Raw genomic sequence first — 26,602 nt, 5'->3', positions numbered from 1 at the left:
GTATGATGATGAATTTCAGGGCGCTGTATTTATGTATTAAACGGATTTTGGGGATATTCTCATCTCAGGAGAATGATGCAACCTCTGTAATGATTGAGGATATATCAAGCCTCTCTCCTTTTGCGCAGATTCTAGGAGATCAGAAGTACACTGTTCCTGATCATCCAAATCCAGAAGTCCTGAAATTCATCGAGTATCCAACTCGTCCGACGGGCATACAGACATTTAATGAACAGTCAATCCTGTCTCTGTATCGGGAAAAGCTGCACTCAATTTCAATGATGTTAGCTATCAGCGATAGCGACATCAGGGACGATGCATATACATTTACTAATTTAGTTTTAAAGCCCTTGGTTGAATATGTTCGCTGGATACATCTTTTGCCAGCTTCCGAAAATCATCATCATAATGGTATTGGTGGGTTACTTTCTCACAGCCTGGAAGTGGCCATACTCTCTTTAAAAAATGCGCATCACTCAGAACTGAGACCAATCGGATATCAAGATGAAGAAGTAGTCCGTAGAAAAGTATATCTCTATGCTGCGTTTATCTGTGGTTTAGTCCATGATGCCGGAAAGGTTTACGATCTCGACATTGTAAGCCTGAATTTAGCTAGTCCGATCATTTGGACGCCAAGCTCACAAAGTCTTCTTGACTGGGCACGTGAAAATGACGTGGTTGAATACGAAATCCACTGGCGAAAGCGTATTCATAATCAACATAATATCTGGTCCAGCGTTTTCCTTGAGCGAATCCTAAACCCGGTATGTCTTGCATTTTTGGATCGGGTAAATAAAGAACGTGTTTATTCAAAAATGATCACCGCCCTAAACGTTTATACTGATGGGAATGACTTTTTGTCTAAATGCGTGAGGACCGCTGATTTCTATTCTACTGGTACAGACCTTAATGTTTTACGTGACCCTATCATGGGTCTGCGTTCTAATGATGCAGCAGCAAGGGCCATTAGTACCATCAAGCACAACTTTACCAGTATCAATATCAACAATTACAATGCTAAGCCTATGCACATCATTATCGTAAATGGTGAGGTATACCTTAACGAGAACGCATTCCTTGATTTTGTTCTCAATGATTTCGAATTACATAAATATAACTTCCCTCAGGGAGAGGCTGGTAAGACCGTATTGGTAGAATCCCTAGTTCAACGTGGTTACGTCGAGCCCTATGATGATGAGCGTGTCGTTCACTACTTCATTCCGGGTATCTATTCGGAAAACGAAATATCAAACATCTTTAGAAATGGGATAGGGAAACTAGAATTCTATAACCTTCTTAAGCTAAGGTGGATTGGTTTAATCTTTGATTCCTATAAAATCCCTGACTCAGTGCCGGGTCTTTTTAGCGTTAATGCCAATAAAGACTTTATTTACATTGACGAGCAAAAAACAGTTACTGAATACAGAAGACCAGTGCCCGGTCGGGACGTTATAACTAAAATTACTGATACTGTTGAGACGGCTGTTCTTAAGGTTAATGATTTAGGCCGCTCCTCTGCCTCTATTGATGTTGATATACATTCTAAGAAAAATGAAGGCTCATCCGACGATTTTGAGAAGAAAGCCGAAAGTGATAATGAAATTGATAATGACACGCAGATAGTTAAATCTGAGGGTGAGGAAGCAGCTGATCCTGTCATTCCTGATATAGAAGAAAGTGAAGATGAATCGGCAAAGGACACGGAATCCCATGTCCTGGTCAACCAACTTCATGAACTCCTTTTAAGCGCTCCACTTTCCAATGACTATATAGTGTGTGTTGATGCTGTCCCCTACCTCAACATAGATACCACTATGGCATTGCTGCCGGGATTAGATGAAAAAGCATTCAGTGAAGAGCCCTATTTCCAACTGACATTCAGAGAAGGCTCTCTCGATGGAATGTGGATAGTAAGGGACATTGACGATCTGCGTTTAGTCCAGCTCGGCGATAACTGCGCCGGGTTCCAGCTCACCTATCATGAGCCAAGAAGGCCAACAACTTTAAAGTCACTTTTCAATACTTCTATGTATCAGGCATTAGTGATTAATGATGAGTCTTCTGTTGAAAACTCTGCCCCACGTCCAAAGCAAACGCTTGAGCTGCCTCCCCCACGTGTAAATGCAGTCGAAGAACATTCTGGCGACGTGGAATATCATGGAACCGATAGTGCATCCGCGACTGGTCCGCTGAAAACTGAGGCTGTGGAATATGAACATTATCAACATCTTTTTGAGAAAGAAGATGAAGAGCATGAGATCATTGATTATACCGATTTCTCACAGCTTAGTGTTTCTCGGCCAGAAGTCGGTAGTTGTGCAACAAGCTCTTCGGTCCATAATGAAAAGCTTCTCTCCGAGCCGTCAGAATTACCAGAACTTAACCGAGAACAGAACGCTGATCCCCAGGGTACGAATGAACGCTCTATGGATGTTTCTGTAGGACAAGAAAACTCAGAACCAGATACTGAGGGTAACTGCCCACCACCAGCTGAAGTTGTGTATTCCCAGACCGAAGCAGCCGCAACCAGTGTGATGGCAAGTGAAGAGCCCGCCTTACCTCCTGTACTTGAAGAATCAAATGGAGAGCATGCGCCCACAGACGCTAAGGGGCATCATCTTTCGCCAGCACTGGCCAGACTGTTCGCCCCAACAGCACCGGTAGAAAAACAAAATCCCAAGCGCAACCGGAATAAATCATCGGACAAAGCAGAAGTACAAAAACCAGCATCACCTGTTTCTGGTCACAATCTGAACAGTAAAGTCTTTGCATCTACTGAATCAGACCAAAATGGTGAATTCTCGCTTATAAGCGAAGGTGACGTTACAGAGCTTGAATTTGTAGAAATTGCGTTAGTACTGCATCAAATTCTGTCCAAAATGGAGGTGGCGTTTAAAAGAAAGCGCAAAAACAGATTTATGGTAAGTACTCCTAATACTCTCTATCTGACCCAATCTTGCGTGGAAAAATTTGGGTCGCAGTTAGAGGCTCAAGATCTTTTCAATAAGCTTCCTCAGTACCTCGTTAATTCTGGTGCTGTGATCAATACAAAATGCCATGCATTTAACATGCCTACTTTGCTGGCCGCATCAGACCGGGCGAAAGTGGACATTGAACGAATTATCAATAACCTGAAAGAGGCTGGGAACCTATAATGTCAGATTCGAAGAGGACTAACCTCCATGCACAAGAGAATTTTTATCGGCCTATTCTTGAGTATCGTAGTGCCTCAATACTTTTGATTTGTTCGGTTTCTATGCTTTATATGGGACTTTCTTCAGACGGACTGGACATCGCCCCAATAGTTCTGTTCACCTCAATATTGCTTTTTTTGCTGTGCCTTTATCGTTGCAAAACAGCAGCGCCATTTTTGATGGCTCATTGGCGTGTATTCAAGCGACATTTCATGTTCGTTAGTCTTGATTCACTGCGTGTAATTAACAAAAGTAACTTTTTCTCCAATGAGCGAAAGTATCGTCAACTGGTTCAGGATTATCAAAATAAAAATAAGGATATACCCGAGCGAAAGTCCTATTTTTGTGATGGGTTTGAGTGGGGTCCGGAACATGCGGATCGGGCATATCAAATAGCTAACCTCTCCAGTGATAAACGTGAGATCGAGTTGCCATTCGTCTTCAACCCAATTAAGAGACATTTTGACGCAATGGCTCGTAAGATGGGCGGCAGCAATGCAATTTTTGCTGTGGAACGTAGGGAACCCATATTTGTAACTGAAGACAATTGGTTTGGTCATACTCTGATAACCGGAAACGTGGGTACCGGGAAAACGGTGCTACAGCGTTTACTAAGCATTAGCATGCTTCATCTTGGTCATGTTGTTGTTGTCATAGATCCAAAGAACGATGCAGAGTGGCGAGAATCTCTAATGGAAGAGGCTAAGACCCTCGGTCTTCCTTTCTATAAATTTCATCCTGGCCAGCCAGCATCTTCGGTCTGTATTGATGTCTGCAACACCTATACTAATGTTTCTGACCTAACATCTCGTCTTTTGAGCTTGGTGACAGTTCCCGGTGAGGTTAACCCATTCGTTCAGTATGCCAAGGCTCTCGTTTCCAATGTGATTTCCGGGCTTTCTTACATAGAGAAAAAGCCTTCTATTTATCTGATTCACAAGAACATGAAAAGCCACATGTCTATTGTGAATCTTACAGTCAAGGTAATGGAGTCATGTTACGCGAGATATTATGGTTACGATGTCTGGACCGAAAAAGTTAAGTACGTCGCTAACGATACCTTGCCGGTACGTTTCAAGCGTCTCGCTGAATGGTTTACGGCTCATTTCATGAATTACGAGGGGTCCGAACAAATAGACTGGTTAGATACTGTTTCCCAGCTTATTGATTACTCAATGTCCGACCCAGAGCATATGGCTAAAATGACCGCAGGTATTATGCCTGTTTTCGATATGCTCATTGAAAAACCTTTAAATGAGCTTTTATCTCCTAACCCGAACTCAGTATCATCAAGAGAAATTGTAACAAGCGAAGGGATGTTCAGCACTGGCGGGGTGCTATACATTTCGCTTGATGGCCTTTCAAACCCCGATACAGCAGCTGCTATTTCTCAATTAATAATGTCAGATCTGACCTCCTGTGCCGGTAGTCGCTACAACGCTCAAGATGGTGATATGTCAGCTAATTCCAGGATAAGTATTTTTGTTGATGAGGCACACTCAGCCATTAACAACCCTATGATTAACCTTCTGGCGCAGGGTCGTGCAGCGAAAATTGCACTGTTTATTTGCACCCAAACCATCTCCGACTTTATTGCTGCGGCAAGTGTTGAAACTGCCAATCGAATTACGGGGCTCTGCAACAATTATATAAGCTTGCGAGTCAACGATACTCCTACTCAGACGCTTGTTGTAGAGAACTTTGGTAAGAGTGCGATAAGCACAAATATGGTCACTTATACGACCGGTTCAGAAACATCTTTGCCGCATAATAACTTCTCAGGTTCAATCTCAGAAAGAAAGCAGACAACTTTAGAAGAGAGTATTCCAAAGGATCTCTTGGGTCAGGTCCCTATGTTTCACATAGTTGCCAGGCTTCAAGATGGCAGGAAGGTTGTAGGCCAAATCCCTATTGCTGTTGCTGAGAAACAAATGAAGCCAAACACAACTCTGTCGGAAATGCTTTTCAAGAAGGCCGGAAAAGTTACTTTGCGTCAAAATCTCGATATCAAAAATCTTAATAAATTTCTAAGGAAGTTGCATTGATGGATGAAAAAATTGTCCTGACGCGCCAGCAAATTTTAAGCTCTGCACTAAAAGTCAGCAAATGTCGCTCGCTCGTAAAAAGGCGCTTTCAGTCTTTGGGTTTAAAGTACGCAGATTCTCAGGAAGTTCGAGATCGGCTAACTATGATAGAAAAAAACGCGTTTCATCATTTGGGAAAATTTTGTCAGAGCAACGATATCGATTCCCTATTCTCCATGGCAAATACCCTGTCTGAGCTTTTCCTTTTAAAGGGAGAGTTGATCACGACTGATCCCTTTGGGGACCGTGAAACCAGCTACTGGTCGGTACCACAAGGATCATGCCATGAATGGATTCAATCACTGACCACCAGCGAAGGTCCTGAACGTAAATTCGTTAGTTTCCGTATTTCTTTCGATAACAATGACGTACGGTGTGATCTTGTAAAAAAGAATGCCCGTATGCTTGGTTGTTATCTTTTGCCTTATTTCGTCGATTTAACACGCACGGTGGGCGCATTCATTAATTTGCCAGGTAGTGTCTCTTTTAAACAAGTACAGCGCATCAAACCCCAGATTCATCCAGAAACAACACATAGTCATATAGTTACTATTGAGGACTCTCCCTTTCTTTCTCGGTTAAAATTTAAAATCATTACTGCCATAGATCAGCTTCCTGACCCTAATGGCCTTTATACAAACACCTTTAACAGCATTATTGACCGTGCACTGCTGACTCATCTCAAAACCGAACAGGAAAAAATAGATAGTCCAAGAGTCTGCAAAAATGTGATTTCGGCTTTTGCCGACTCAACTCTTTCTCTGCCGGTGTTTAACATCGGCCTAAACGAGCAGTACAGATACTGGACGCCGTGGGGCATCAACTTTATAGAATTTTCCCGCCAGGCCGCAAAAGCAAGGACCGCTGTATTTGTTCCTGATGTGGGACAGATCGAGTGGAAAAGCGCAGAGCATAAAGAACTGGCGGAGTTAAGCCTCATCGACCAAATCATACCTAAACAGTACCACTGGCTCCTGGGTATCCCGACGATGTGGCGTAACAACTATTGCAATCACGATCAGAGGCTAGCTCTTTTTCGTGAATGGAGGGAAAGCAATGGCTGCGGATAATACAAGCAGGGCAGCAGTGCTCAGAACAATGCTTTTTTTTGGCATGGTCATTTATTTTGGTTACAGCTTGGCTTTCCAGAATACTGAGGAGCTCAAATATCAGATTACTCAGGAGGTTAATGCAAGCCGGTCCATCATATCAAATGACCGTTGGAAGTCTGTCATTGCAAATAGTGAAGCGACTTTAAATTGGTTGGTACATGACTATAAGTTAATTGACTATCTGAATACTATTCTGATCCCTGACACCAAAAAACCAGCCAGAGGTATTAACATTGTTGCTGAAAAATTTACCTCTATTAATTACACTATGGCCAAAAACATACCCCTCTTACTTTATCAGTCCATTTTCCGGTGGAACTTAATCCTGGGGTGGCTAATCGTTTTTCTGCCCTATCTATTTGCCATGCTAGCAGATGGAATGTACCAGTGGAAATTGAAGAGGTACGTATTTGGTAAGGTTACAGTTCAGTTTTATCGTATTTGGTTTCGAGCATTTTGGGTGATCAGTGCTTTAACGATGGTCTACCTGGTCATGCCAAATATGTCACTATTTAACAATATCGCTCAACTTTTCCCACCAGTCGCTTTATTGATACTGGGAATTGCATTGAATCGCTTGTGGTCTAACTTTCAAAAACTCATGTAAAGGTGGTCAGATGTTAAGCAGTAAAAAAAGGAAGTCCCCTACAAATATCAAAGAATCGCTCAATGATAACGCTGACCGTTTTTATAAGATGTTTCGCATTCATACCACGGCAAAAGTTGCTATGTCGCTAATTGCCATGACCGCTGTAGGGTTTTCTTTCTACAATCTTTACGAACAATGGCAGGACGCTGAAGGGAAGAAAGACCATATAGCTGTAATACGGATTTCTGGCGAGATGGGTACCGGCTCGGAAACGGGCGATGGAACAGTGATCGCAACAGCTCTTGCCAAAGCTTACAATAATCCCCATGCCAAAGCAGTTATTATCGAGGCAGAGTCAGGTGGTGGTGGTCCCTCTGACGCCATCATTATTTACCGCCAGATAAACGCGCTTAAAAACCACCAGCCACAGATTGAACGCGTATCAGATGCCGGTGGCTCTCTTTCATCTGTAGCCGCTGACAAGAGTAACAAAACCGGGAGCACAGAACGTGGCGATGAAGCACGGTCGAAGCAAAACTCCCTCGAAGTACTCTCCAGCGGTACCGGTCGTTTTTTCTCTGATATCGCAGACTCATATAAACCAATCATCGTTAGTGTGAAAGGCATATGCGCATCCGCATGCTATTACGCGGTATCGCCCGCTGATGCAATTTATGCCGACAGTAATGCCCTGATCGGTTCTATCGGTGTGCGTATGGACCACTGGAATCTGTCAGAGATCATGAGCACAGTAGGCGTCAAGAATGAGCCCCTTACGGCCGGTGAGTTCAAAGATGCTCTTGACCCCTTCCACCCATTGTCCGATTCAACGAGGGAGTTCATGCAGAAGGAGATCCTGAACACGATGCATGAAAAATTTATAACTGATGTTGAACTTGGACGGGGTAAAAAGCTTCTCTCGCGTCATGATGCCGATGCTGTTTCTCTCTATTCAGGCCGTGTATGGCCAACACCTCAGGCAGTTAAGTACGGCCTGGTGGATGGAGATCTTACGTCAGTAGAGATCCGTACACGTCTTTCAAAAATGTACTCCACTGACACGTTCAAAAACTACAATGAGCCTCATCGTAATCTCCGTTCTGCACTCGGCATGCTGATGAGCCTGTCTTCAAATATTGAGAGCCTTACCGGTACCACTACCCGCTTAGTAGAATCTGTTAATGCCACCAGCTACCCCTCTGTGAGGTAACATGGATGCTTTCAATCTGCTGTGGAGCATTACGGGGGTAGCTTTCATTATCCTTATTTTCGTCGTGTTGCTGTGTCTGTTGGGATTTATGACCTCTGCCATAGCGGAACGGCGGACTGCAAAGGCAATTGAATCTGGGCTTCCTGAAGAAGCTCAGGGGCTACTTAGTGATCTCACCTTTCAGTTGTCGGCTCATAGCACTACGCAGGTTGATCACATTCTCGTAGCCCCACATGGTATATACGTCATAGAGCAGAAAAACTACGTAGGCAAGCTCTACGGTACTCTGGAGGAAAGCCACTGGCGGAAATGGACTCAGTCCCGAACCCTCAAGTTGCAGAACCCGTTTAAGCAAAACCAGGGGCACATCAGGGCTATTCAGTCTGCTCTTAAGGCTAGAGAACTGGAATGTATCAATGTCGTCATCATAAACGGACGTTGTAAGTTTGATGGCATCAAGCCGGAATGGTTATGTATGGGGATGGACGATTTTATCCATAAAGTCAAACAACGACGAGGGCTACGGTTGTTCACACCGGAGTCTGTTCAGCACATCTGTTCGGTGTTGAAGTCAACAAGGAAGTCGCCAGGGCTCTATACGGACCTTACTCATATTCATAACATAACGACAAAGTACAAAGCCCCGATGAAATTCGAGCAACGAGTAACATACATTCTGCTCAACTTTATCCATTATCTGTGGGCAAGTCTGTTCACTAAGCAGAAGCCTTAGCGCTCTATCATTGGTAAGGCTGTAAAATGTCTGCAAAAGGCCCCATCGGTAAATTGTTGGGGCTTTTTCTTTGCGTAGTTCTGATACGGTTTATCCTGTGGAGCATTATGGCCACCAGCCAGCTGGTGACTGGCCAACGCTTTGTATGACGTAGCCTACTCAGGGCAGGCTATTTTAGAGGGACCGATTTTTATCCGGGCTAATTTAGAAAGAGATAATTTGAACTTAGGCGGGCTGACCACCAGCAGAGAGGTAAATCACTAGCCGGTGATATTGACAGAAGTCGTCAGGGGTTTAACGCCGGAATATTTTGCCAGGCCTCCTGCAAGGTCTGCAAGACTTCTACAAGTGATAGTGACGGCCACAGGACTGTTTCCGTCATTATCACTCCAGGTGGCTCGCACTCTACTGGTACCAGAATTAAAACAACACGAGTTCCTTTTACCTGGTAGGCAAGGTTTACTGCCGGTTGGCGGTAGGAGGCCAGTACACCCTCACCATATTGAGCAGGGTTACTTGCCCAGTTCCGCACCATTGCATACACCTGAGGCATATACCGACTATCCAGATCCCCTTTGGGCCGTCTGAACGGCACGATTTCTTCTGAGCGGTAGGTGGTCGTTGTTGTATTGGTTGTCATCTTTGTCACCTCCCCTGTTCGTCCATTTAGAGTTTTAAGCTGCTTTACACATCACACTCAACTGATTATTTAAGCTGGTCATCGTCTCTGGCCAGCATAGCCCAACCATTCGCCTGGTTTTCGCGGGAGTAAGGATTCATTTCAAAATAACTATCTACCGCGTCGCTGTCCGCAACAGAACTGTTGTTAGCTCTCTTTGAACCCTGAACCACTACAGCATCAACCTCTGCGGCTTTCCCGTTGCGCTGTACCAGGATTTTAACCGTATTGGGCTTACGTCTTGCGAGCAGTTTGTTGGCGATAAAAAGCACAACAATCCAGGCCAAAAGCACGTATAAAAATGTATTCATAATGCCCTCCTTTGTATGTGATTATTATACCTGCTTCCATTGCAGGCCAAACAGGTTCGGTGCATGAAAAATAGACTTCTCTCCGGCGTATAGCAATCTACTTACTGATCTGTTTTCGTATCAAACTGTATGGCATAACCGAGGGGCGTACGTGGTGAGTCAGAAAGTTACTTTTCCGTAATAGTTAATTTCAGATCCTTCTTCCAGTTACGCTTCAGTATAAAACCGATACCCTCTAATTCAGCATCCTTCACGTTTAATACGCTTCACTTTAAGGCAGGGCTTTTCGGTTGAAATGAATTCTTTTTCCGGTTGCTGGACATGGGTTTCATCCTGATAGTTAAAGTTGCAGGCTATCAGTCACCACCACCACCTCCGTCACCTCCTCCACCGCCACCATCACAACCACCAGCTATGCTATTTTCACCATTACAATCACCTCCGAGGGGGTTCAAATGGCTGCTCCCCTGTAGATGGTGTCCTTGCCAGATCGAACCCGAACCAGCGCCTCCTGAGCGTCTTTGCTTGCCCTGAGGCAATTGTGCAGGCTCACCAGCACCGGCGGTACCAAAAATGTCCCGGGCAATTTTATAAAGAAGGTAAAAAGGTACGCCCAGCATCATAAAAAAGATTACTGAAAATATTACACGTTCCATTGATGATCTCCTGTCTTGTGAGAGACCAGTTATATCAGGGTGATTCAGTATTTCCGTTTAGAAAAGAGTACTAATTTGGCCCTGTTCGCTCTTAATTTGCCATCCGGGAAAAAGTCATAGGGATAGGCCTGCCAGAGTCAATAACTTCCAGTGATCTGGAGGAGACCCCGGCTCTCTGAGCCCTCATGGATGGTACGGCTTTACCCCTTGTAAACAGATTCACGTTCCGCAGGACAAACATCGACTACTGACGTCTCATATTTGCTGACGCTAATCCGACGTCTCATTGCCGTCTGCTTGTTTTCTTTAAAGGGTGTATTAGACGAATATCAAATCGGAATGGTAGGGGATGTGTGGGCACCATGCCCGGCCCTCTTTGAGCATCTGAGAGATTGGAGACCTAGCCGGGTAAGATAGCTACTTTCTTACGGGTTACCCTTCAAATCCAAAGACGAAACGGACGCTGCCGTTCTCCACGTGGAGACGCTTTACTTCTTCGACAAATTCCTGGATCACCTCTCCGGCGTTATCGGGTGGTATGGCTGACAAAATTTCTTCCGAAGTCAGCCATGAGTATGAATGTTCACCGAATAAATCATCATCTTCGGACGGTATATCATCAGGTAATCCGCGTAATGCGTGGATAAAAACTGCTGATGTGCTCGCCCTTTCACGATCTACATCAAATCCGAGCCAGGCAAAGTGGAGATATGATCGGTCCCCTTTATAATTGCTTGATAAATTAATCCATTTACCAGGCTTTTCTTCCCTTTGAAATCGCCAGCAGATATCAACGCCCATTAAGAAACTCCATTACTATCGTTCGTATGAGATAACTATCATTTCAGAATACTATGACTTCTTCCCGTATAGAACTAATCGCTCACGCCATTTAGCTACTTACTTTTTTTACGTACGCTTGCAGCGCAGTACCTTGAGAGAAGTAAGTAAGACTGGGCGAAGCCAACCGGTTCCGCCACCTCGCTCACCGGCTTTTAGGCGTAAGCACTGAAGTCAGCCTCCATGCTAACTGGCGAGCCTGCGAAAGTCAGACTCGTTGTTATAAAGCGGCATATCGTAAGCAGTGTCTGAAATGAACATTCGGATCTGCTCAAGCGTCATGCCACAATGAAAACGGGTTACGCTCACATTGGCCCGGGGGAAGTCAGCACAAAATGCATTCAAAACATTCTCATGGACAATACCAATGTTGATTAACGCAGCTGGCCCGTTGTCACGGAAAGATACGACACGGAATCCCCCATACCAGCCTGACTGGGAGAAAAATGAAAATGCACTCGTTGCCAGACCATTAGACAGGTCATAGCGCAATTTCCCGCTCAGAGACTGGCTGTCTCTGCTGTACACGCGATTAATGAAAATGCCGGGACCAACTTCTACCGGCTGCTTGTTGCTTGCTAAACACGGAAAGCCCACCAGCGAAACCTCCCTTTCTCCTAACCAGTTTACCTGATACCCGGCAGTGAGAAAGTCAGTCAGTTCTACGCCAGAAAGAGCATTAATGGCCGCAATATCGGTATCCAAAATATTTACGTTTTTCATATTCATCTCATCTATATTCTAAAGTGCGTTTTTTGTCTATCAGCCCGAGGATTGAAAATTTGAATATTTAATGTGACAGAAAAATACCTGTCACCTTTTCAAAAACTGCCTGCAATTGAATATCGAGAGAGTCCATTTTAAAATCCACCAGCTCAGCTTTATTATCGCAAACCGAATAAAAATAGGAGTCAAATGCGTCTGTATCTTCATCTTTAAAAATACGGAAGGAATTAATTTTATTATGCCCTTCAAATTCGGCATGAATACCATAGCGAACCGAGCCGTCATCGAACTGAACAACCCGTCGTACAGAATTAATCCGGACGTACTGTTTTAAGGCCCTCGCGAAATCGGCATTTAACGCCAACGCTCGTAAGATTGAATCAGCGGTTTCATTCTGCTTTTTACGATCATATTCAAACATCCCACAGCCGGTGTTACGAAAGACCGGCTGAAGAGCATTAACCAGGTTGAAGGAATCCACGTTTCTGTCGTTTCTGTACATGAGATATCTCCTGCCCCTCCGCTATACGAAGGGGCTTGATAGGGTTACTGCCAGGCTGCGATCACTTCTTCGCACTGGAAATGAGATAAGCACTGCTGGAGTAAAAGGGCCAGCACCGCTGTGTTAGGGACGCGATTGTTACACCACGCGTTGAATAGCAGCTGCCATGGACCGGCATAATACCCGGCCAGTTTCTTTTTTTGTTTATCTGTGCAGCAGCTGGAAATGGCCTGCTGATAAAGGCTTTCATTCTCGGCACCAGAGCGTTGTTGCAGTGCCTGATAAATATAGGAGTAGACAGAATCGGAGCAATTAGATGCATAGGCCAGATTGGTTTTCATAATACCTCCTGTGTTTTTGGGTATTATATAAAACTCCGACCTACTGGCTAATAACCCACACTGTAATTTCTTTTAAAAACACAATAAATTTTCAAAATTGGACCAGTGTGGATTTAAGCGAGCAGTTTAAATCTTTATGAACTAGCTTTCAAAGAGGTTGGTTTTTCGGGAAGTTTTTTGCCAGACCAGCATGTTGTTTTTTTTTCTGTAGTGCAGATTAGCTGGTACCTGCCCCTTCTTACCTCTTTGAGCAATGACTGTTTGAAATATGGTAAGCCCAGTTCAAAAACCCAGTAACGACCGTCTGCAAAAACGACTGAATTTTCAACGCCATCCGAAGCCACCAAGGATGCATCATTAAGTAGACGTTCTTCATAATGAAATGGTAATGAAAATGTCAGATATAACGCACAAAGTACAAAGATTCCTGTGAGACTAACTGCCAGTGAACCACAATAACCAGAATAAACATTTAAATTTCTTTTGATAAATTTCTCATGCAAGATTACAAGCAGACAGAATACACAAGCTACCAGCCCAAATCCTACATGCAGATAAAACTGTCTTATTTCATCATTCCAGACGATGTTGTCCCATTTCGTGCTTAAGATTGAACCCAACAAGGAGATAATAAAAGCGGCAATTTGAGAACTGATAAAGTAGGAGAAAGCTGACTTTGAAGTTATTTTTTTCATAGAAACAGGAACCTCTTTACCTCGTTCCTGATCAGAGAAAAGACACAAAACGCACCATGCGCAAAAAACTGCAAGTCCAGATGCAATAATCTCGCGTAAAAACATATTAAACGTTTCCGATAATGAATAAGTAATTACCATATCCTCTCCGTAAGTCTACATATAATTCAGACGTGACAAATAATTAAAGGCATTGCTATTCTATCATTATGCATTGCGTTTAAAATCATTTCTAATTCAGCAGAGTAGCGATACAGGCATTTCGCTATCCTAAAATCTGGTAGCTTTCCATTTCCTTGCTGAGATAAATCAAAATAATTCTATTTATTGCCTATTCGGATGCTGCAAAACCTTATAAATCCGGATGTATATCACTTAACAGTGAACCATTCGGTGACTTGCTCTCCGTGAGGTCCACCGGGTTTATCCAGTAGGGAACATTCTGCTTTTACCGTTTACTGCATACGCGAGCAGGAATTCTGTTGCAGTTCTGCATTTGCCTGCTTTTCCAGTGCTGTCATAACCCGGCGGAGCATCGCCAGAGCCTGAACAGGCGAGCTCCCAAACTGCACTTTCACTTCATCCGTATCATGATCCTGAATCAGGTCGAGGATGTTCACTTCGATCCCTGCCCCGTTTTCATCTTTTGCCGTGCACTGAATACTTACCCGGGTCACCGAATCCGTCAGGACTGGCAGTGGGTTAGTCTTGTCTACGTTGATAAAAGCCTTCTTCATTGCCCTGTTTCCCCTTGTCCTGAAAAAGTTACCGACCCGTCCGGATGGAGGGGTCGGTCAGAAAATCATGCCTGTCCCTTATTCATCTTCTCAGCATGCTTACGCAGGTACTCTTTCAGGTCAGCATGAGCATTGATGATATCGTTCATTTCATCATTGGTCAGAACAAGCGTGTAAGTATCAGTGCTGACAGATTCACCTTCTTTAAGCTTGGCTTCTTCAGCAATACGTTCAAAAATCGGGATCGCGGTGTCGGCAATGACGGTCACGGTCTTTTTGTTCAGAACGCTGGACATGGATGGTGCTTTACCTGCCGGGTTCTGTTTAGGAGCGCTGTCCTTTGGAGCCGGAGCTGGTTCCTGTACCGGTGGCGTAACCAGCGTCTCTGTATTGCTTTCATCATTCAGTTGATCCGGTACCGGGGTGTTAACGGTAGCATTACCTGCCGGTTGCTCATCACCGGAGTTTTCCGGAGTCTGCGGATCTGCCATGCGCTCTTCTACCTTGGCAGCTTTGACGAATTTCAGCGTGTTTTTCGTCGCTTTACCATAGATGGAGATCGCCTTGTTGATGTTATCTACCGCATCCTCACCGCTGTACATATACTCGTCCAGCGCAACGTACATGCTCACCTGATCGCTCACAAGCATGGTCTGTAGTTCAGAAGGCAGGTCCAGTACGCGAACCATCTGGCGAAGATGCTGCTCTGATTTACCACGTTTTTTTGCCAGTTCCGCAAAGGTCTTAGGCTCTTCTTTATCTTCAACAAGACGCTTAATTGAAAGCGCTTCAGCTACGACAGACAGCGCCAGGTTGGAGTTGCCGGTCAGGGTGAAGAGTTCTGCTTTTGAAGCGCTACCGCGAAACTCTTCGCAGCGAATACGAGTAATGCGTTCACGCCCTTCTGCTTCCAGCTGGCGGTTTGCAATAGCGATGGAACGGATACGGCAAGCCCCCTGACGCAGTACAGGTACGCCATTAACCATCTGAACAACGATAGGCGTCACGCTGAACGGGTCTTCCATGTAGGCATCGGCCAGGCTGTTCAGGTGTTCCACAACGTGAGGCATTGAATAGTAGAGCTCGCCCATACCGGCCGTGCGGGTGTTAAAGCCTTCCTGCTCTACAACAACCGAAGGGTCAATGATAAGGCCGTTACCTTTACGGGCACCGTTACCAGTGCGTTCCAGGTAACCACGAAGGCTGATTTCGTTGCTGTTGTTTTTTACTTCAGTTTCGATTGCGGACATTTTTGTTCTCTCTTTTGGTTGGTTGTTTAACTGCGCTACAACACAACAATACCAGGTTCGACATTTTTTCTAATAGGTTGCACAGAAGAAAAAGTAACTTTTCTTAAAAAAAATTCCTGAGACAATACTACTCGATCCGTCCGTTTTAAATCTTCACAACAGTGGGCCGTTTTTACGTTTAAGCAAAATAGCTGGTTCAGAAGGTGAGTCGGAGAGAAAAGTTACTTTTCCGGTTGTCTGGGCCAGTGATGAGAGAGTGGCAGGACAGGAATGGCTAAACCGGTGCGGGTCTCTTGTAAGTCGCAGGGGATTGAGGAGATATAGAGGTAAACCGGTACGTTCAGTTTTTGGATTGAGCCGGGCTTTTGGCCCGGGCTTAAGGAAGCGGAAATTTGAACGAACTGGCAGGTAATGATTTATGCCGCCGACAGCTGGCCGTCAGTGCTTTGCTGTTCTGGTTTGACAGTTGGGGGATAACCGGCAGTTAGCCGCTGGCATTCCGCATCACAGAAAGCCCTGAGGTTGCTGAAGACGGACTCCATGAAATCAGCATGAGCATACGAGTCTACAGGACGTGTCTTGTTATCTTTCATCTTGTTCTCCTCAATCATTATTAAAACCAGCGGATTTAGTTCCTGGCGCTCCATCTGCTGACCGGCTTTCCCAGAGAGCAGCGATGTGTCGGGTTCTGTTTCTCATTTTATCGTTTTCATCGGGCCCATCCGGCCGTATAAGAGACCGATTTGGCATGTTTAAGAAACGTACTGGCGACATTAAAAGCTGAGGTTGGCTTTGGAATAAAAGGATACTTTTCCCGTTTGTCAGGTCTTTCGCTACCGCTGCACGATGATTCTGTCAGGCATTCTGCGCCCTCCTTGGCTGTACATCTTGAAACAAGCGGTGGGATGTTCCCTTCCCCCTGCTCACCGCAGAATAATTGGCAAGTCCCGACGGTCGTTCCGTACGAGCCGGGTCCAAATAATGAATAAATACAACGCCACTTCAATTGTATTGACAATAGAAGTTAGGAGGATCATAGTGTCATTCATGGTGCGGCTTTCGCACCACCGCCCCGGCGGTACCGGGCAGAACTGGAGTACCTCATGAAACTTTCCCGTCAGACGACTTCTGATACTTCTGTTGATGGCCGTTCACGCGCATATGCCTGGGGCCGTGTCCATTATTTCATTATCGAACATGCACCAATGGCTGAGCTGGTCGCTATTGACGAGCTGCTGGAAAAAGCTGGCTGGAGCAATGACGGCTGTCCGAACTATGAGAAAGATGACGAGTTTGGTAATGCTGGTTACAGCTGTGGTTACTGGATCGATATTGACAGCGTGGGAAGCTTCAAGGCTGACTACAAACGTCTTAAGGGTGAGATTAGTGCGCATATCGCCTCAAAGGCGGCAGAGGTGGAGATCCGCGTACTGGACTCGATGTCCGACAAAGAATGTAAAGATGTTGCCTCGGTGGCATGTACTGTTCGCCGTGACTTACGTACGCAGTCCGAATCGCTTCATTCACTGCGTACTATCGTAACGGTTGATCATTACAATCCCTATGTGATCACCAGCCGCCCGCTGAGCATTTCCGCCTGGACACTTATCCACGACTGTCTGAAAACCGGCACCATCAATGACGTCTGTTCACGGTTGAGTTCATTAATCCTGCACTCTGAAGCCGCGATTGCCCGTTGTAAGGGAAGCTCCGACTACTCTTCGGAACACGCTCAGCTATCGTTTTTTGCTGGTAACGACTATGTCACCAGACGCACCCTTGTTGATGCAGCTCACGAAGAGGCTCTGCGAATGAACCGCCGCTTTGATGAACGTATTGCAATGAACGCGGATTCTGATGCCAGAAGGCTCCAGTGCGAATTCAACCTGAGCAACCATGTCGTACAGCGTCGGACCGTTGAATCTGCTCATATCCAGGCAATCAACGAAGACGTCACCCGTTCACAGGCGGAACCACGCTGCCCTGGAAAGCTTCTTCTGAAAATGACCAGTCATGAGGAAGTGCGGGACTCACTGAGCACCTGTTAGTCCAGCGACACCCCCTGCGGCTCTACTACCGGGCCGCAGTCTGCTCCGGCCAGATGGTGCCAGTGGCGTAATGAATTTGTTTAATAAGGCTGAGTATGATGAATAAAGAACAACTAATCGACAAACTGGAACGCGTGGTATGTGGTCAGTACTCCTACGAAATGCAGGAGCTTGCGTATTCGGCCCTCTGCTGCATTAAAGGCACCCCGGACGACTGCGCTAAGTTCCCTGTTACGCGTCCGCTGCCTGACACCTTAGTGGACGTATGGGACGAGATCGGGCAATACCTTGGCACAGGCAAAGCCATTGAAACTCGCAGTTGCGGCGTTTCGCTTCTGCTTCATGGACACTGCTACGATTCAAATCATGTGCTGTACTGGCGCAATGCTGGCGCACTTCCAGCAGCTTGCGATACGCCACTGGCTGGTGGGTCTCGCAAACTGTTCACCTGCTCAGCCTGTGGAGTGGACGGTCTGGATGAACCACCTGAAACCAGTTGCCACTGCTGCACAGAGGGGGCCCACTGGATTGAGAGCAGGCTCTTCACCTCCGGGCAGGCAGACCCTGAAGAATTTAGACCCGTGGCGGTCGTGAAAGAGTGTGCAGGCTCAACGCCGGATGATCGGCTCATCTGGAGCGTGATTGAACAGCTCAACGGCGAACTGGCGGAAGGCGATAAACTATTTAAGCAACGCTGACAGATCACGTCAGCATTTATATCAGACGAACTCCAGAATAATTTAAAGCAACCATGAACATGAAAAAGCCCAAAGCTGCATTACAGAATGCCATGAAAGAAGATGTGCCAGCTGTGACACAGATTCAGATGCGATCTACGGTTTCCAGAAAGGTTCGCTATGTAAAACAGGCAAATCGAGAGGGTCTGAAATTATCTGAGTGGATGTCGCGGCATCTCGACGCTGTCTGTGATACCGCAGATGAGATTCATAAAGGCAAACGCTCAACTCCGGTTGCGCCTGGGAAGATTCCCCCTGAGGTATACCAGGTGATATACGATCAGTGCGGCGGGTTCGTGGAGTGTGATGCTAATGCCCAGGTAATCTGGGAAGCCTGCCGTGATGCCATTCTTAACGGAGACAAAGGGTAAACGGCAGGTATCGCCTGTCATTTTTACCCTTGTGAGGAAAATCCTGATGAACCATGAGAGCCGAACTGTATACCTGAACACGGCCATTGAGGCCCTGTTGAAAGCTGAGGCGGCTCTGAACGAGCTGGCATTAGCCTATGTACTCAAACCAGGTGAAAAGGCAAGCGCATGCCATCCCCGAACCGGTACGCTTTCCACAGCTTCCCAGGTAAGAAAACTTCGCCGTGTTCTAGAAAAAAACAAGTTATGACGGCCCTTATACGCTGGCATAATGTACCGTGCTTCGCTCATCCCAGCAGTATGGGTTTTAAACTCTTCCATTTTTAAGAGTACGGGAAGAGCCTTATTATTGTCGCATACCCTACGGATGCATTGCAGTTCAAACCGCTGTTCGGTGCAATTATTGCTGTATCCGGCGGATTTGAAAATGACAGAAATAGTGATGTAAAGCTCCGCCATTAAAGAAATGCCCCGTAGTTTGGCGAATCAACTTTCTGAATTATCTCGATGAACACCATTTAAGGAAATCGAATGTGTGATTTTTGCAGGGCTGACGAAAATTACTTTCATATGGCAGAATGCGTGTATGACCAACTGGTTAAAGAGTATCCCGTAATGTGGCTGCGGGATTCAACCCGGATCGGGGCCTGCTACCTCTGTCGAGAACTGCTGTCGCCGGAGGGGATGGTCCTGGCGATGCAGAGCGCTTTCCCTGCGAAGGGATGGCGGCTGCGTATTTGGTACAATGAAACCATTGACGAAGAGATAGAACCGCAGCGTGGAGACTGTATTGAGCTGTCCTCCAGGGCGGACGCTCTGCTGTCCTTCATGTCGTTCCAGGAAAAGGTTTAGCGCTGCGGCCCCCCTCACAAAAAGGCGCTTTCCGCGACAAATCTGGTACGACCGGACAACGTTGAGTCAATTCTTGCTTCCCCGCAGAAGAATCCCTATGAAGTAAAGTAGAGGTAGGCATTACGCCCACCAGCAAACCTGATAACTGTTCTTTGCGTAACATCCTCAAACTTCTGGTGCCTTCGTAGACTGCGATGCGAATGCCCATGAGCTGAATTCACCGTATCATTTGACCGGATGCAGCGAGAACAGAAATGACAATGTTTGAACGATTTGCCAGACGGCCATAAAACTCTACTGGGTACAGAATAAGGACTGACCGCAATGGCTACGTTCTATGAGCTACCGACCAGTGAGAAGTCCATTGTTTCCGGTACGTGCCCGGACGAGCACCGGTGAAATTTTTCCCGACTGGATTACGCTAAGGCTTTTGAACGGTTTGCGTGAAGTGGGACTCTTTGGGTCTGGTTCTTGATTTATACAAAAGGCTATATGCCACAAGACGGGAGGAAAAAAGGGTTTCCCCGACTGGAGAAACCCTTTCAAAAGGTGCCGATGGCATACTAATCCACACCCCGAAAAGAGGGGGTTGCCCCCCTCTTTGTCAGCTACTTACCGGATTCGTAGGCCAGGATAGCAGATACCTCCCTTGTTCCGTCTTTCATCCGCAACTCGCAAAGCGAGTTTCGTGTGAGCCAGGTGAATATCAACAGCGTTAAACAAACTATTAATATGCACAAAACAATGGGTTGGTTCGGCATTTTCATGGCCTTCTTCTCCTGTCAACGCAAAGCAGAAGTGTCACCATCGGTGCGAAACAGAGATGTCATGCTTTGGTTCAGAGAATGCGTTTGACCGCCTCGCTATATACTTCCGAGCGTTCTCTTTTCCCAACAGAAATCACGAAAACGACAACTTTCTCGTCTATAACCTGGTATACAAGGCGATAGCCTGAAGACCGGAGCTTAATCTTGTAACAATCAGGCATACCACGGAGCTTGTTTGCTTCAATCCGGGGTGACTCAAGTACTTCAACCAGCTTCTTTTTCAACTGTTCACGTACCGTCGAGCCCAGCTTTCGCCATTCCTTTAGTGCCCGCTCGTCAAAATCCAGAAAATACGCCATCAGAGTTCATCCAGCGTCACACGTACTGGCTTAGGATTACGAAGTCGTTCTTTCACTATCTCCACAAGTTCAGCATCTTCATCACTCAGGAGTGTCTGTTTGAACGGCAAGCGTTCATTGTCAGCGATATACTCGAGCATGAGACGAAGCGCTTCAGAAGGAGTTACGCCCATTTTTTCAAGCGCGGCGTAAGAACGCGCTTTAAGTTCATCGTCAATACGTAGGTTAATGCTACCCATGTCTTACACCCCTTGTAATTACAAATGTCATTACAAGTATCGCACTACAACATGCTTAGGGCAAGTCACGAAGTAAGTCAGAAAGTAGTCGTAAGAACGGTGATCACTGTCCGCTTTGTGCCAGAAGCGGACTTTTTAAAAATATTGCGTGCCCAACAATTGGGCGCAGGTCACATCAAGTACCCTCAGAATTATAGAGAATACCTGAAATTTTTGTAGAGCGAGGTTTGTTACCCTGCCCGACCAGCGACATGTGGTTAGTTTAGTGATCAGAAATGTCGAGCGTTTGGTCGTTCATTGACGCGGGATCTTCCAACGGTTCCACATGAGTGGTGATATGGATAAAAGGCAGTGCGGTGCGGATATCATTCTCTATACGCTCGGCCCAGTCGTGCCCATATTGAACAGTCCATCGCCCAGGAACTAGGATGTGCATTGTCATAAACGCCCGCCCGCCAGCCTGGCGTGTACGTAGTGCATGGAAATCAAGCCCCTGTTCACGATATCCTGCCAGCAGTGACTCGATTTTTTTGAGTTCTTCCGTGGGTAGCGATACGTCCATCAGACCTGCAGCTGAACGACTCATAAGCTGATAACCAGTCCAAACGATGTTGGCTGCGACCAGCAATGCAACGATCGGATCGACCCAAAACCAGCCGGTCAGATAAACCAGTCCGACACCAAAAATGACACCGACCGACGTCCAGACATCGGTCAGCAGGTGATGAGCATCTGCCTCAAGAGTGATAGAGTTGTGCTGCCTGCCAGCCCTTAACAAAATGCGAGCCGTCACAAAATTAAGGATTGATGCGACTGTTGAAACCAGTAATCCGAGACCAATCTCCTCAAGCGGCTGTGGAGTTAACATCCGCTCAACTGCGGTATAGGCGATACTGGCTGCCGCCAATAGGATCAGAAATCCTTCGAAAGCACTCGAGAAATATTCGGCTTTGCCGTGCCCATATGCATGGTTCTCATCGGCCGGAAGCGCAGCCAAGGTCAGCATCCAGAGCGCCATTAGGGCTCCTGCGAGGTTAACTACGGATTCGATGGCATCAGATAGCAGACCGACCGAACCGGTCATTTTCCACGCCACACCTTTGAGTCCGATAGTGGCAATAGCCGTGGCAATGGAAAGCCAAGCGTAGTGCGTCAGCGGACGAGGTAACCCTTTTGTTTTAGTCATTATTAACTTCCTAAAATAGGACGACTAACTCACATTTCTATCCATGATAGATAATTAAACAATCATTTCGCCATGAATATTTTTTCGTTTTTATTAAATTTAATTAAAAAGTCTCTGCAAGTGCTGTTTCATCTTCTAGTAAACTAAATTTTATTTTTAGGGTTTTCTTCAACTTGAAGTAATATTATCTCACAACAGATTAGTCACTTAGGTTAACTGAGCGGCTTTTATATTTTTCAATTAAAATATGCAAAACTCCCATTGCACCATGTGCATAAAAATAGACCTCAATGAAAGTAGTAAAGAACTTATGCCAGTGGATTACTGTTTCAGCCAGATTTGACTGCATGGTATTCAACAAGAACCATAGGCCACCTGAAAGTGCTACAATTAGCAATGCTAGAACTCCAAATCCTTGGATTGTACTGGCAATACCTCCCGAATGTGCATCGGGCAGTCGGAAACTAGTCAACGTTTTTATATCTTGCTTAATACCACTAAAGTCAAGCCCTACCCATGAAAAATAATAAGTAAAACCTCTTTGAGTAAGCATCCAACTTAACATAATAAAACCACAAATAATCAGTCCTAACCCTGAAATAATGTGCATCCAGGTTATAACTCCTTCAAGACTATGTTCACCAATTGCTTCGGTCTCTGTCAGATTAGAGTTAATAATTTGTGATAATATTAGAAATGCCACAATGATGTGAAGAATACGAAAAAAAGGAGCGTAATCATGGGGTAATAGATTCCAGAGTCGCAATTTCATTAATGAGTCCTTAGTAAATTTATCGATGATCTTAATCATACAAAAGAATTATTAGGATAACCTTAATTCTTAAAATTGCAGCAGGCATTAGTTCACCTCTGATATGGCCACTTGCGAAATGGGAATGGTAACTGTTATTACTATGTGTTTACTTGCTGTTCTTGTTACGCAGCCCCTTAAACACATTACTTTCAAATATGATTTCCTGCTGGGTTTAAATATGTGTCTTTCTATAGTGCGGCAACCTATTTTTACACCAACTCATGAATTAAATAAGAATCATAAATTAAATGAGAGGTTTAATTCTCTTGCTTAACGCGATGATATTAAATGGAAATTTTAATTTTTGTAATTTATTAAACAGTTAGAATGAGACATGGTAAATACGATCTTCCTTTAGATAATTCTGATAGCACTTTTTCTACTGGGCAGTCTGCAATGTCCGCTTCACGCCCTGAGACATTCGACAAGCTTTTTATGGCTTCAGTAAGGGCGAGTGTCTCGCTTCGAGAGCCAGCAAATATTTCGCTTCGTCATAACAGGTTCTGGCCTTCCAGCAGCGGTAAATGATCCTTATCCATTTGAACGCCAGTGCCCGGATCGCAGACTGATGAGATTTGCCCTTTTCTCTAAGGCCCTGATAATACAGTTTGGCCCAGTATGATGAATTAACCGTCTTGGCAGCCCATTCAACAAAGGTCTGCCTGACGAACTTGGCACATTGCCATCGCCAGTGAACCCATGATTTTTGGCCGCTTCGTTCGGTCACCGGTGCTATACCTGCGTAGTTTTGAATTTCTTCAGCGCTGTTAAACCGGTCACGATTATCACCAAGTGCAGCAAGCATCCGTGGGCCCATGCACGGTCCCATGCCCGGAAGTGATTTGAACAGCCCCGCATCTGGCAATGTGTCAAACAGCGTTTCGATTCGTTCGTCATAGGTTTTGATGATTTCACTCACGACTTTAATTTGTGTCGCCAGTGCTGCTGCCATCAAAGCATTAGCCTCTATAACACTCGGGTCTGTAGTCAATGGGATCGCATTATCAATACTCGCAACACGTTGCTCGGTAAGGGCCATAGCGCGACCACCTTTGGCATTCAGAAAGTTGCGGATCGTGTCGCGTCTGGCTCGTTTCAGTTGTTGCAGACTGGGCCACCGGATAATCAGCTCACACAACAGTAAGCTACCCCGATGTGAGAACCACTCCAGTGGCTGAGGATAATACTGTTTAAGCGTGTTGATTATCCGGTTCACAAAGCGTCGTTTATCTTCAACCAACTGACGACGTTGCTCAACCAGTTGCTGAAGTAAGCGAATATCCGCATTGTCGGGTTCAATAGCTTTTATCTTCTGGGGGTAACGCAGCATTAACTCTAATGCCAGCTCGGCATCCTGCGGATCATCTTTAGCGCCGCTGGGCGAGAAGGCTTGCCGATAACGAGCCAGGGACAATGCGTGGACGGGGAAAACGGTGATAAAGGGGTATTTTTGAAGAGCATATACCACGGGGCCCTTCTTCAGTTCGAGAGCTATTGCGATTCTACCTTTTACTTTCTGGTGTAACTCAGTAAGCCAGGCATCAAGCGCTTCTGCTGTATGTTCAATCACATCGAATACGCGTTCACCGTTTTTAAACTGAACACAGACATCGTGTTTTTTATCAGCCCAGTCCAGACCAACGTGCGCAGCAAATTGATTAGTCACAGTCATCACCAACTCCTTTTTATCGGGGATTGGTATGCATTCCACGCTCTTCGAAAGAAATATAGCCAGCAGTTTATCTGCATGCCCTGAGTATTCGTTAGCGAACGTGGAGCACCTACTGGCTCGAAAGAAAAGCGGCGATCATCACATGATTCTCGCTCAATATTCGTAACCAGTAAGCGCATACCCTGAATCACTTCAAAGTGTAATTCTCAGGGTACGAATGACTATATCTCGCTCTTAGCGGACATTAGCATAGGCTATTTACCATAACGCCGCATTACGCGTACCGCTCAGACGGCCTGAGCGCGTTTCTGACGTGTCCCCGTTAAAAACAGTAACAAACCACCCGAAAATGCACGCCAGAAACGCTACGTAAGAATCTATCCTATGACTGGATATGCACTCAACTGAATAACGCCTGGTTTCAGTCCATTTTATCGGGATCAGCCTTCTTTCTGGGTAATTTAGGGGGCTTCACTTGCTGATTACTTTGCGTGCGGCGCGTGAGCCAAGGATGGTCAGCTTTAGGTTTTACGTAGAATTTTGAGCGTAAATCAAAACGGGCATTATCCACACGTTCATGGACACTTTTTTCATCATCCAGTGGTATAGGCTCCGGGCCATCAACATATTTTTCCCATCCCAACGCTTTCCCATCATACAGAACCTTAATTTCACCGTTAAAGCTTTCGCATACCGTGACAACCGAATGCCGAAGTCGATATCCCCGGCCTTCACTGCGAATCTGAAACGCACTGCTTTTGTACTGGAAAGTGAGATTTTTGGAGAGAACGCGCTTCGCCTGGAGGCTGAAGATATAACCCAGTTCCTCTTCAGAATGGTGTACATCAAGATGGGCGTTATCAGCAATACGAGGCGGCGTAGCAAACCGGTTGTTATAGGCTTCAATAAAGGTCGGCAACCATGCGTTTGCTGTTTCAATATCACTGATACCCTGAAGCCGCATTTCTTTGACCAGCCTGTCCTGCAGTGTCTGATTGGCACGCTCTACCCGCCCTTTTGCCTGCGGGCTGTTGGCATGGATTGGCTCGATGCCCAGTGTCTTTATCGCACGTGTGAACTGAGTCAACTCTCCTTCCCGCTCCGGGTTATTTACTCTGAATATACTGTGTCTGTCAGAATAGAGAGCCAGTGGTACGCCATGATCATTAAGGTAACCCCGGAGGGTTTCCATGTAAGCCCGGGTTGTTTCTGCAGGAGCGAATCGTAGCGCCATCAGAGCGCTGGTAGCATCATCGATAAAGACTATCAGTGTGCATTTGGGGCCCCGACCTTCAAACCAGTCATGAGGCGAGCCATCAATCTGGATGAGTTCACCGTAGGATGGGCGCCGCATCCGGCGCTGATAAATTCGGGCAAACTTACGACGACGTTCGCGCCATATGCCCTCCTCTACCATCCACTTCCTGAGAGTTTCAATGGATAAACACAAGCCGTGTATCTCGCGCAATTTTTCGCACGCAAGCGTAGGTCCAAAATCAGCGTAGCGGCCTTTGAGGAGTGAAATTACTGTTGCTCTGAATTCGGTAGAAAAGGAATTATTGGGACGCTTTCCACGTCGGCGGGAAACTAGACCAGAAGGCCCTTCATTTCTATACCGTTGCACCAGACGTTTAACCTGCCGAATAGAAATGCCAATGCGTGCCGCAGCTTGTTCCTGAGTAATATGGCGATTAAGTGACTCCTGAATAATGTGAAGTCGGTCGAGTTCCTTATGACTCATCGTAACAGTCTCTTTGATCATGAAAAATCCCCCAGAGAATTGTCTGGGGACATTTTAGAATGGTTCAAAGGGGACATTACAGCTTGGTGTTAACAATGGCCTTCTTCTCCTTGCATTTAAGCAGGCAAGAGGCTACTCTGAATGTGACTAGCATACA

At 45.7% G+C, this 26,602-nt stretch carries 29 protein-coding genes and 1 pseudogene; 12 read left to right on the top strand and 18 right to left on the bottom strand.

What is annotated here, in order from left to right; translation table 11 throughout:
- Window positions 1-8: 8 nt before the first annotated feature.
- The 6 genes from mobH to AAHF05_RS23320 are packed head-to-tail and all read left to right on the top strand — an operon-like array spanning window position 9 to window position 8,922.
- Window positions 9-3,155 (top strand): MobH family relaxase, encoded by a 3,147-nt coding sequence (gene mobH, locus AAHF05_RS23345; protein WP_001011152.1) that lies wholly within the window; start codon window positions 9-11, stop codon window positions 3,153-3,155.
- Window positions 3,155-5,239, top strand: coding sequence for a conjugative transfer system coupling protein TraD (gene traD, locus AAHF05_RS23340; RefSeq protein WP_001284073.1), 2,085 nt, complete (start codon window positions 3,155-3,157; stop codon window positions 5,237-5,239). Before mobH ends, traD begins: the two co-directional genes overlap by 1 nt.
- Window positions 5,239-6,348 carry a hypothetical protein gene (locus AAHF05_RS23335; protein ID WP_000343600.1) on the top strand — a complete coding sequence of 370 codons (1,110 nt, stop codon included), beginning with the start codon at window positions 5,239-5,241 and terminating at the stop codon, window positions 6,346-6,348. Before traD ends, AAHF05_RS23335 begins: the two co-directional genes overlap by 1 nt.
- Window positions 6,335-6,997, top strand: coding sequence for a DUF4400 domain-containing protein (locus AAHF05_RS23330; RefSeq protein ID WP_000718549.1), 663 nt, complete (start codon window positions 6,335-6,337; stop codon window positions 6,995-6,997). The genes AAHF05_RS23335 and AAHF05_RS23330 overlap by 14 nt, the downstream gene beginning before the upstream one ends.
- 10 nt (window positions 6,998-7,007) lie before the next feature.
- Window positions 7,008-8,189, top strand: a complete 1,182-nt coding sequence (locus tag AAHF05_RS23325) for a S49 family peptidase (RefSeq protein WP_000952985.1) — start codon at window positions 7,008-7,010, stop codon at window positions 8,187-8,189.
- 1 nt (window position 8,190) lies between these two features.
- A complete protein-coding gene (locus AAHF05_RS23320; RefSeq protein ID WP_000338612.1) occupies window positions 8,191-8,922 on the top strand; it encodes a nuclease-related domain-containing protein in 732 nt (243 codons plus the stop codon).
- A 286-nt stretch (window positions 8,923-9,208) separates the two neighbouring features.
- Here the strand turns inward: AAHF05_RS23320 and AAHF05_RS23315 are convergent, their stop codons facing one another.
- The 11 genes from AAHF05_RS23315 to AAHF05_RS23265 all read right to left on the bottom strand — a co-directional run bounded on the left by AAHF05_RS23315 (window position 9,209) and on the right by AAHF05_RS23265 (window position 16,252).
- A complete protein-coding gene (locus AAHF05_RS23315; RefSeq protein ID WP_000210769.1) occupies window positions 9,209-9,562 on the bottom strand; it encodes a hypothetical protein in 354 nt (117 codons plus the stop codon).
- Between the two features lie 65 nt (window positions 9,563-9,627).
- On the bottom strand, window positions 9,628-9,912 hold the full coding sequence (locus AAHF05_RS23310) for a hypothetical protein (RefSeq protein WP_001091367.1): 285 nt from the start codon (window positions 9,910-9,912) through the stop codon (window positions 9,628-9,630).
- Window positions 9,913-10,268: 356 nt separating this feature from the next.
- Complete coding sequence (locus AAHF05_RS23305; RefSeq protein ID WP_000442693.1) at window positions 10,269-10,568, bottom strand: hypothetical protein; 300 nt, start codon at window positions 10,566-10,568, stop codon at window positions 10,269-10,271.
- Between the two features lie 432 nt (window positions 10,569-11,000).
- Window positions 11,001-11,369, bottom strand: coding sequence for a hypothetical protein (locus tag AAHF05_RS23300; protein ID WP_000537761.1), 369 nt, complete (start codon window positions 11,367-11,369; stop codon window positions 11,001-11,003).
- A gap of 225 nt (window positions 11,370-11,594) precedes the next feature.
- Window positions 11,595-12,131 (bottom strand): hypothetical protein, encoded by a 537-nt coding sequence (locus tag AAHF05_RS23295; protein ID WP_000800251.1) that lies wholly within the window; start codon window positions 12,129-12,131, stop codon window positions 11,595-11,597.
- A 67-nt stretch (window positions 12,132-12,198) separates the two neighbouring features.
- Entirely contained in the window at window positions 12,199-12,636 is a 438-nt protein-coding gene (locus AAHF05_RS23290) for a hypothetical protein (RefSeq protein WP_000286108.1), read from the bottom strand.
- 44 nt (window positions 12,637-12,680) lie between these two features.
- Window positions 12,681-12,977: a hypothetical protein gene (locus AAHF05_RS23285; RefSeq protein WP_000856246.1), complete on the bottom strand. Its 297-nt coding sequence runs from the start codon at window positions 12,975-12,977 to the stop codon at window positions 12,681-12,683.
- Window positions 12,978-13,111: 134 nt separating this feature from the next.
- Window positions 13,112-13,813: a hypothetical protein gene (locus AAHF05_RS23280; RefSeq protein ID WP_004248818.1), complete on the bottom strand. Its 702-nt coding sequence runs from the start codon at window positions 13,811-13,813 to the stop codon at window positions 13,112-13,114.
- Between the two features lie 314 nt (window positions 13,814-14,127).
- A complete protein-coding gene (locus AAHF05_RS23275) occupies window positions 14,128-14,409 on the bottom strand; it encodes a hypothetical protein (RefSeq protein ID WP_000708863.1) in 282 nt (93 codons plus the stop codon).
- Window positions 14,410-14,474: 65 nt separating this feature from the next.
- Window positions 14,475-15,659, bottom strand: a complete 1,185-nt coding sequence (locus tag AAHF05_RS23270) for a hypothetical protein (protein WP_001272971.1) — start codon at window positions 15,657-15,659, stop codon at window positions 14,475-14,477.
- 416 nt (window positions 15,660-16,075) lie between these two features.
- A complete protein-coding gene (locus AAHF05_RS23265) occupies window positions 16,076-16,252 on the bottom strand; it encodes a hypothetical protein (RefSeq protein WP_001371930.1) in 177 nt (58 codons plus the stop codon).
- A gap of 510 nt (window positions 16,253-16,762) precedes the next feature.
- Here AAHF05_RS23265 and AAHF05_RS23260 point away from each other — a divergent pair.
- The 5 genes from AAHF05_RS23260 to AAHF05_RS23240 all read left to right on the top strand — a co-directional run bounded on the left by AAHF05_RS23260 (window position 16,763) and on the right by AAHF05_RS23240 (window position 19,667).
- Window positions 16,763-17,707, top strand: a complete 945-nt coding sequence (locus AAHF05_RS23260) for a DUF5417 domain-containing protein (RefSeq protein WP_000778029.1) — start codon at window positions 16,763-16,765, stop codon at window positions 17,705-17,707.
- 95 nt (window positions 17,708-17,802) lie between these two features.
- Complete coding sequence (locus AAHF05_RS23255; protein WP_012695474.1) at window positions 17,803-18,405, top strand: hypothetical protein; 603 nt, start codon at window positions 17,803-17,805, stop codon at window positions 18,403-18,405.
- Window positions 18,406-18,464: 59 nt separating this feature from the next.
- Window positions 18,465-18,815, top strand: coding sequence for a hypothetical protein (locus AAHF05_RS23250; RefSeq protein ID WP_000743059.1), 351 nt, complete (start codon window positions 18,465-18,467; stop codon window positions 18,813-18,815).
- 46 nt (window positions 18,816-18,861) lie between these two features.
- Window positions 18,862-19,065: a hypothetical protein gene (locus AAHF05_RS23245; protein WP_001015183.1), complete on the top strand. Its 204-nt coding sequence runs from the start codon at window positions 18,862-18,864 to the stop codon at window positions 19,063-19,065.
- A 281-nt stretch (window positions 19,066-19,346) separates the two neighbouring features.
- Window positions 19,347-19,667: a hypothetical protein gene (locus AAHF05_RS23240; protein WP_000332796.1), complete on the top strand. Its 321-nt coding sequence runs from the start codon at window positions 19,347-19,349 to the stop codon at window positions 19,665-19,667.
- Window positions 19,668-20,275: 608 nt separating this feature from the next.
- Here the strand turns inward: AAHF05_RS23240 and AAHF05_RS23235 are convergent.
- The 3 genes from AAHF05_RS23235 to relB all read right to left on the bottom strand — a co-directional run bounded on the left by AAHF05_RS23235 (window position 20,276) and on the right by relB (window position 21,032).
- The gene (locus AAHF05_RS23235) at window positions 20,276-20,434 is read right to left on the bottom strand and encodes a type I toxin-antitoxin system Hok family toxin (protein ID WP_001447866.1); all 159 of its coding nucleotides are present in this window, start codon (window positions 20,432-20,434) and stop codon (window positions 20,276-20,278) included.
- A 71-nt stretch (window positions 20,435-20,505) separates the two neighbouring features.
- Complete coding sequence (relE, locus tag AAHF05_RS23230) at window positions 20,506-20,793, bottom strand: type II toxin-antitoxin system mRNA interferase RelE (protein ID WP_000323025.1); 288 nt, start codon at window positions 20,791-20,793, stop codon at window positions 20,506-20,508.
- Entirely contained in the window at window positions 20,793-21,032 is a 240-nt protein-coding gene (gene relB / locus AAHF05_RS23225) for a type II toxin-antitoxin system antitoxin RelB (RefSeq protein WP_000534858.1), read from the bottom strand. The genes relE and relB overlap by 1 nt, the downstream gene beginning before the upstream one ends.
- 24 nt (window positions 21,033-21,056) lie before the next feature.
- Between relB and AAHF05_RS23220 the strand changes: the two are divergent.
- Window positions 21,057-21,173, top strand: a pseudogene (locus AAHF05_RS23220) (hypothetical protein); the annotation flags it as partial.
- A gap of 121 nt (window positions 21,174-21,294) precedes the next feature.
- On the opposite strand, the gene AAHF05_RS23215 reads toward AAHF05_RS23220, so the two are convergent.
- The 4 genes from AAHF05_RS23215 to AAHF05_RS23200 form a co-directional block, all read right to left on the bottom strand.
- Complete coding sequence (locus AAHF05_RS23215; RefSeq protein ID WP_000167917.1) at window positions 21,295-22,218, bottom strand: cation diffusion facilitator family transporter; 924 nt, start codon at window positions 22,216-22,218, stop codon at window positions 21,295-21,297.
- Window positions 22,219-22,417: 199 nt separating this feature from the next.
- Complete coding sequence (locus AAHF05_RS23210) at window positions 22,418-22,990, bottom strand: cytochrome b/b6 domain-containing protein (protein WP_001515348.1); 573 nt, start codon at window positions 22,988-22,990, stop codon at window positions 22,418-22,420.
- Between the two features lie 475 nt (window positions 22,991-23,465).
- The gene (locus AAHF05_RS23205) at window positions 23,466-24,704 is read right to left on the bottom strand and encodes an IS110-like element ISEsa2 family transposase (protein WP_000219087.1); all 1,239 of its coding nucleotides are present in this window, start codon (window positions 24,702-24,704) and stop codon (window positions 23,466-23,468) included.
- 421 nt (window positions 24,705-25,125) lie between these two features.
- Window positions 25,126-26,466 (bottom strand): ISNCY family transposase, encoded by a 1,341-nt coding sequence (locus tag AAHF05_RS23200; RefSeq protein ID WP_000589001.1) that lies wholly within the window; start codon window positions 26,464-26,466, stop codon window positions 25,126-25,128.
- Window positions 26,467-26,602: the final 136 nt, after the last annotated feature.

This window comes from Enterobacter adelaidei (assembly GCF_041937165.1).
Lineage (GTDB): Bacteria > Pseudomonadota > Gammaproteobacteria > Enterobacterales > Enterobacteriaceae > Enterobacter > Enterobacter adelaidei.
Note: the sequence above shows the minus strand (reverse complement) of the source record. Positions and strands in the feature narration are given on the sequence as shown.

Coding starts and splice junctions, on each gene's coding strand:
- mobH (WP_001011152.1), top strand. CDS start 9: ATGAATTTCAGGGCGCTGTATTTATGTATTAAACGGATTTTGGGGATA.
- traD (WP_001284073.1), top strand. CDS start 3,155: ATGTCAGATTCGAAGAGGACTAACCTCCATGCACAAGAGAATTTTTAT.
- AAHF05_RS23335 (WP_000343600.1), top strand. CDS start 5,239: ATGGATGAAAAAATTGTCCTGACGCGCCAGCAAATTTTAAGCTCTGCA.
- AAHF05_RS23330 (WP_000718549.1), top strand. CDS start 6,335: ATGGCTGCGGATAATACAAGCAGGGCAGCAGTGCTCAGAACAATGCTT.
- AAHF05_RS23325 (WP_000952985.1), top strand. CDS start 7,008: ATGTTAAGCAGTAAAAAAAGGAAGTCCCCTACAAATATCAAAGAATCG.
- AAHF05_RS23320 (WP_000338612.1), top strand. CDS start 8,191: ATGGATGCTTTCAATCTGCTGTGGAGCATTACGGGGGTAGCTTTCATT.
- AAHF05_RS23315 (WP_000210769.1), bottom strand. CDS start 9,562: ATGACAACCAATACAACAACGACCACCTACCGCTCAGAAGAAATCGTG.
- AAHF05_RS23310 (WP_001091367.1), bottom strand. CDS start 9,912: ATGAATACATTTTTATACGTGCTTTTGGCCTGGATTGTTGTGCTTTTT.
- AAHF05_RS23305 (WP_000442693.1), bottom strand. CDS start 10,568: ATGGAACGTGTAATATTTTCAGTAATCTTTTTTATGATGCTGGGCGTA.
- AAHF05_RS23300 (WP_000537761.1), bottom strand. CDS start 11,369: ATGGGCGTTGATATCTGCTGGCGATTTCAAAGGGAAGAAAAGCCTGGT.
- AAHF05_RS23295 (WP_000800251.1), bottom strand. CDS start 12,131: ATGAAAAACGTAAATATTTTGGATACCGATATTGCGGCCATTAATGCT.
- AAHF05_RS23290 (WP_000286108.1), bottom strand. CDS start 12,636: ATGTACAGAAACGACAGAAACGTGGATTCCTTCAACCTGGTTAATGCT.
- AAHF05_RS23285 (WP_000856246.1), bottom strand. CDS start 12,977: ATGAAAACCAATCTGGCCTATGCATCTAATTGCTCCGATTCTGTCTAC.
- AAHF05_RS23280 (WP_004248818.1), bottom strand. CDS start 13,813: ATGGTAATTACTTATTCATTATCGGAAACGTTTAATATGTTTTTACGC.
- AAHF05_RS23275 (WP_000708863.1), bottom strand. CDS start 14,409: ATGAAGAAGGCTTTTATCAACGTAGACAAGACTAACCCACTGCCAGTC.
- AAHF05_RS23270 (WP_001272971.1), bottom strand. CDS start 15,659: ATGTCCGCAATCGAAACTGAAGTAAAAAACAACAGCAACGAAATCAGC.
- AAHF05_RS23265 (WP_001371930.1), bottom strand. CDS start 16,252: ATGAAAGATAACAAGACACGTCCTGTAGACTCGTATGCTCATGCTGAT.
- AAHF05_RS23260 (WP_000778029.1), top strand. CDS start 16,763: ATGAAACTTTCCCGTCAGACGACTTCTGATACTTCTGTTGATGGCCGT.
- AAHF05_RS23255 (WP_012695474.1), top strand. CDS start 17,803: ATGATGAATAAAGAACAACTAATCGACAAACTGGAACGCGTGGTATGT.
- AAHF05_RS23250 (WP_000743059.1), top strand. CDS start 18,465: ATGAAAAAGCCCAAAGCTGCATTACAGAATGCCATGAAAGAAGATGTG.
- AAHF05_RS23245 (WP_001015183.1), top strand. CDS start 18,862: ATGAACCATGAGAGCCGAACTGTATACCTGAACACGGCCATTGAGGCC.
- AAHF05_RS23240 (WP_000332796.1), top strand. CDS start 19,347: ATGTGTGATTTTTGCAGGGCTGACGAAAATTACTTTCATATGGCAGAA.
- AAHF05_RS23235 (WP_001447866.1), bottom strand. CDS start 20,434: ATGAAAATGCCGAACCAACCCATTGTTTTGTGCATATTAATAGTTTGT.
- relE (WP_000323025.1), bottom strand. CDS start 20,793: ATGGCGTATTTTCTGGATTTTGACGAGCGGGCACTAAAGGAATGGCGA.
- relB (WP_000534858.1), bottom strand. CDS start 21,032: ATGGGTAGCATTAACCTACGTATTGACGATGAACTTAAAGCGCGTTCT.
- AAHF05_RS23215 (WP_000167917.1), bottom strand. CDS start 22,218: ATGACTAAAACAAAAGGGTTACCTCGTCCGCTGACGCACTACGCTTGG.
- AAHF05_RS23210 (WP_001515348.1), bottom strand. CDS start 22,990: ATGAAATTGCGACTCTGGAATCTATTACCCCATGATTACGCTCCTTTT.
- AAHF05_RS23205 (WP_000219087.1), bottom strand. CDS start 24,704: ATGACTGTGACTAATCAATTTGCTGCGCACGTTGGTCTGGACTGGGCT.
- AAHF05_RS23200 (WP_000589001.1), bottom strand. CDS start 26,466: ATGATCAAAGAGACTGTTACGATGAGTCATAAGGAACTCGACCGACTT.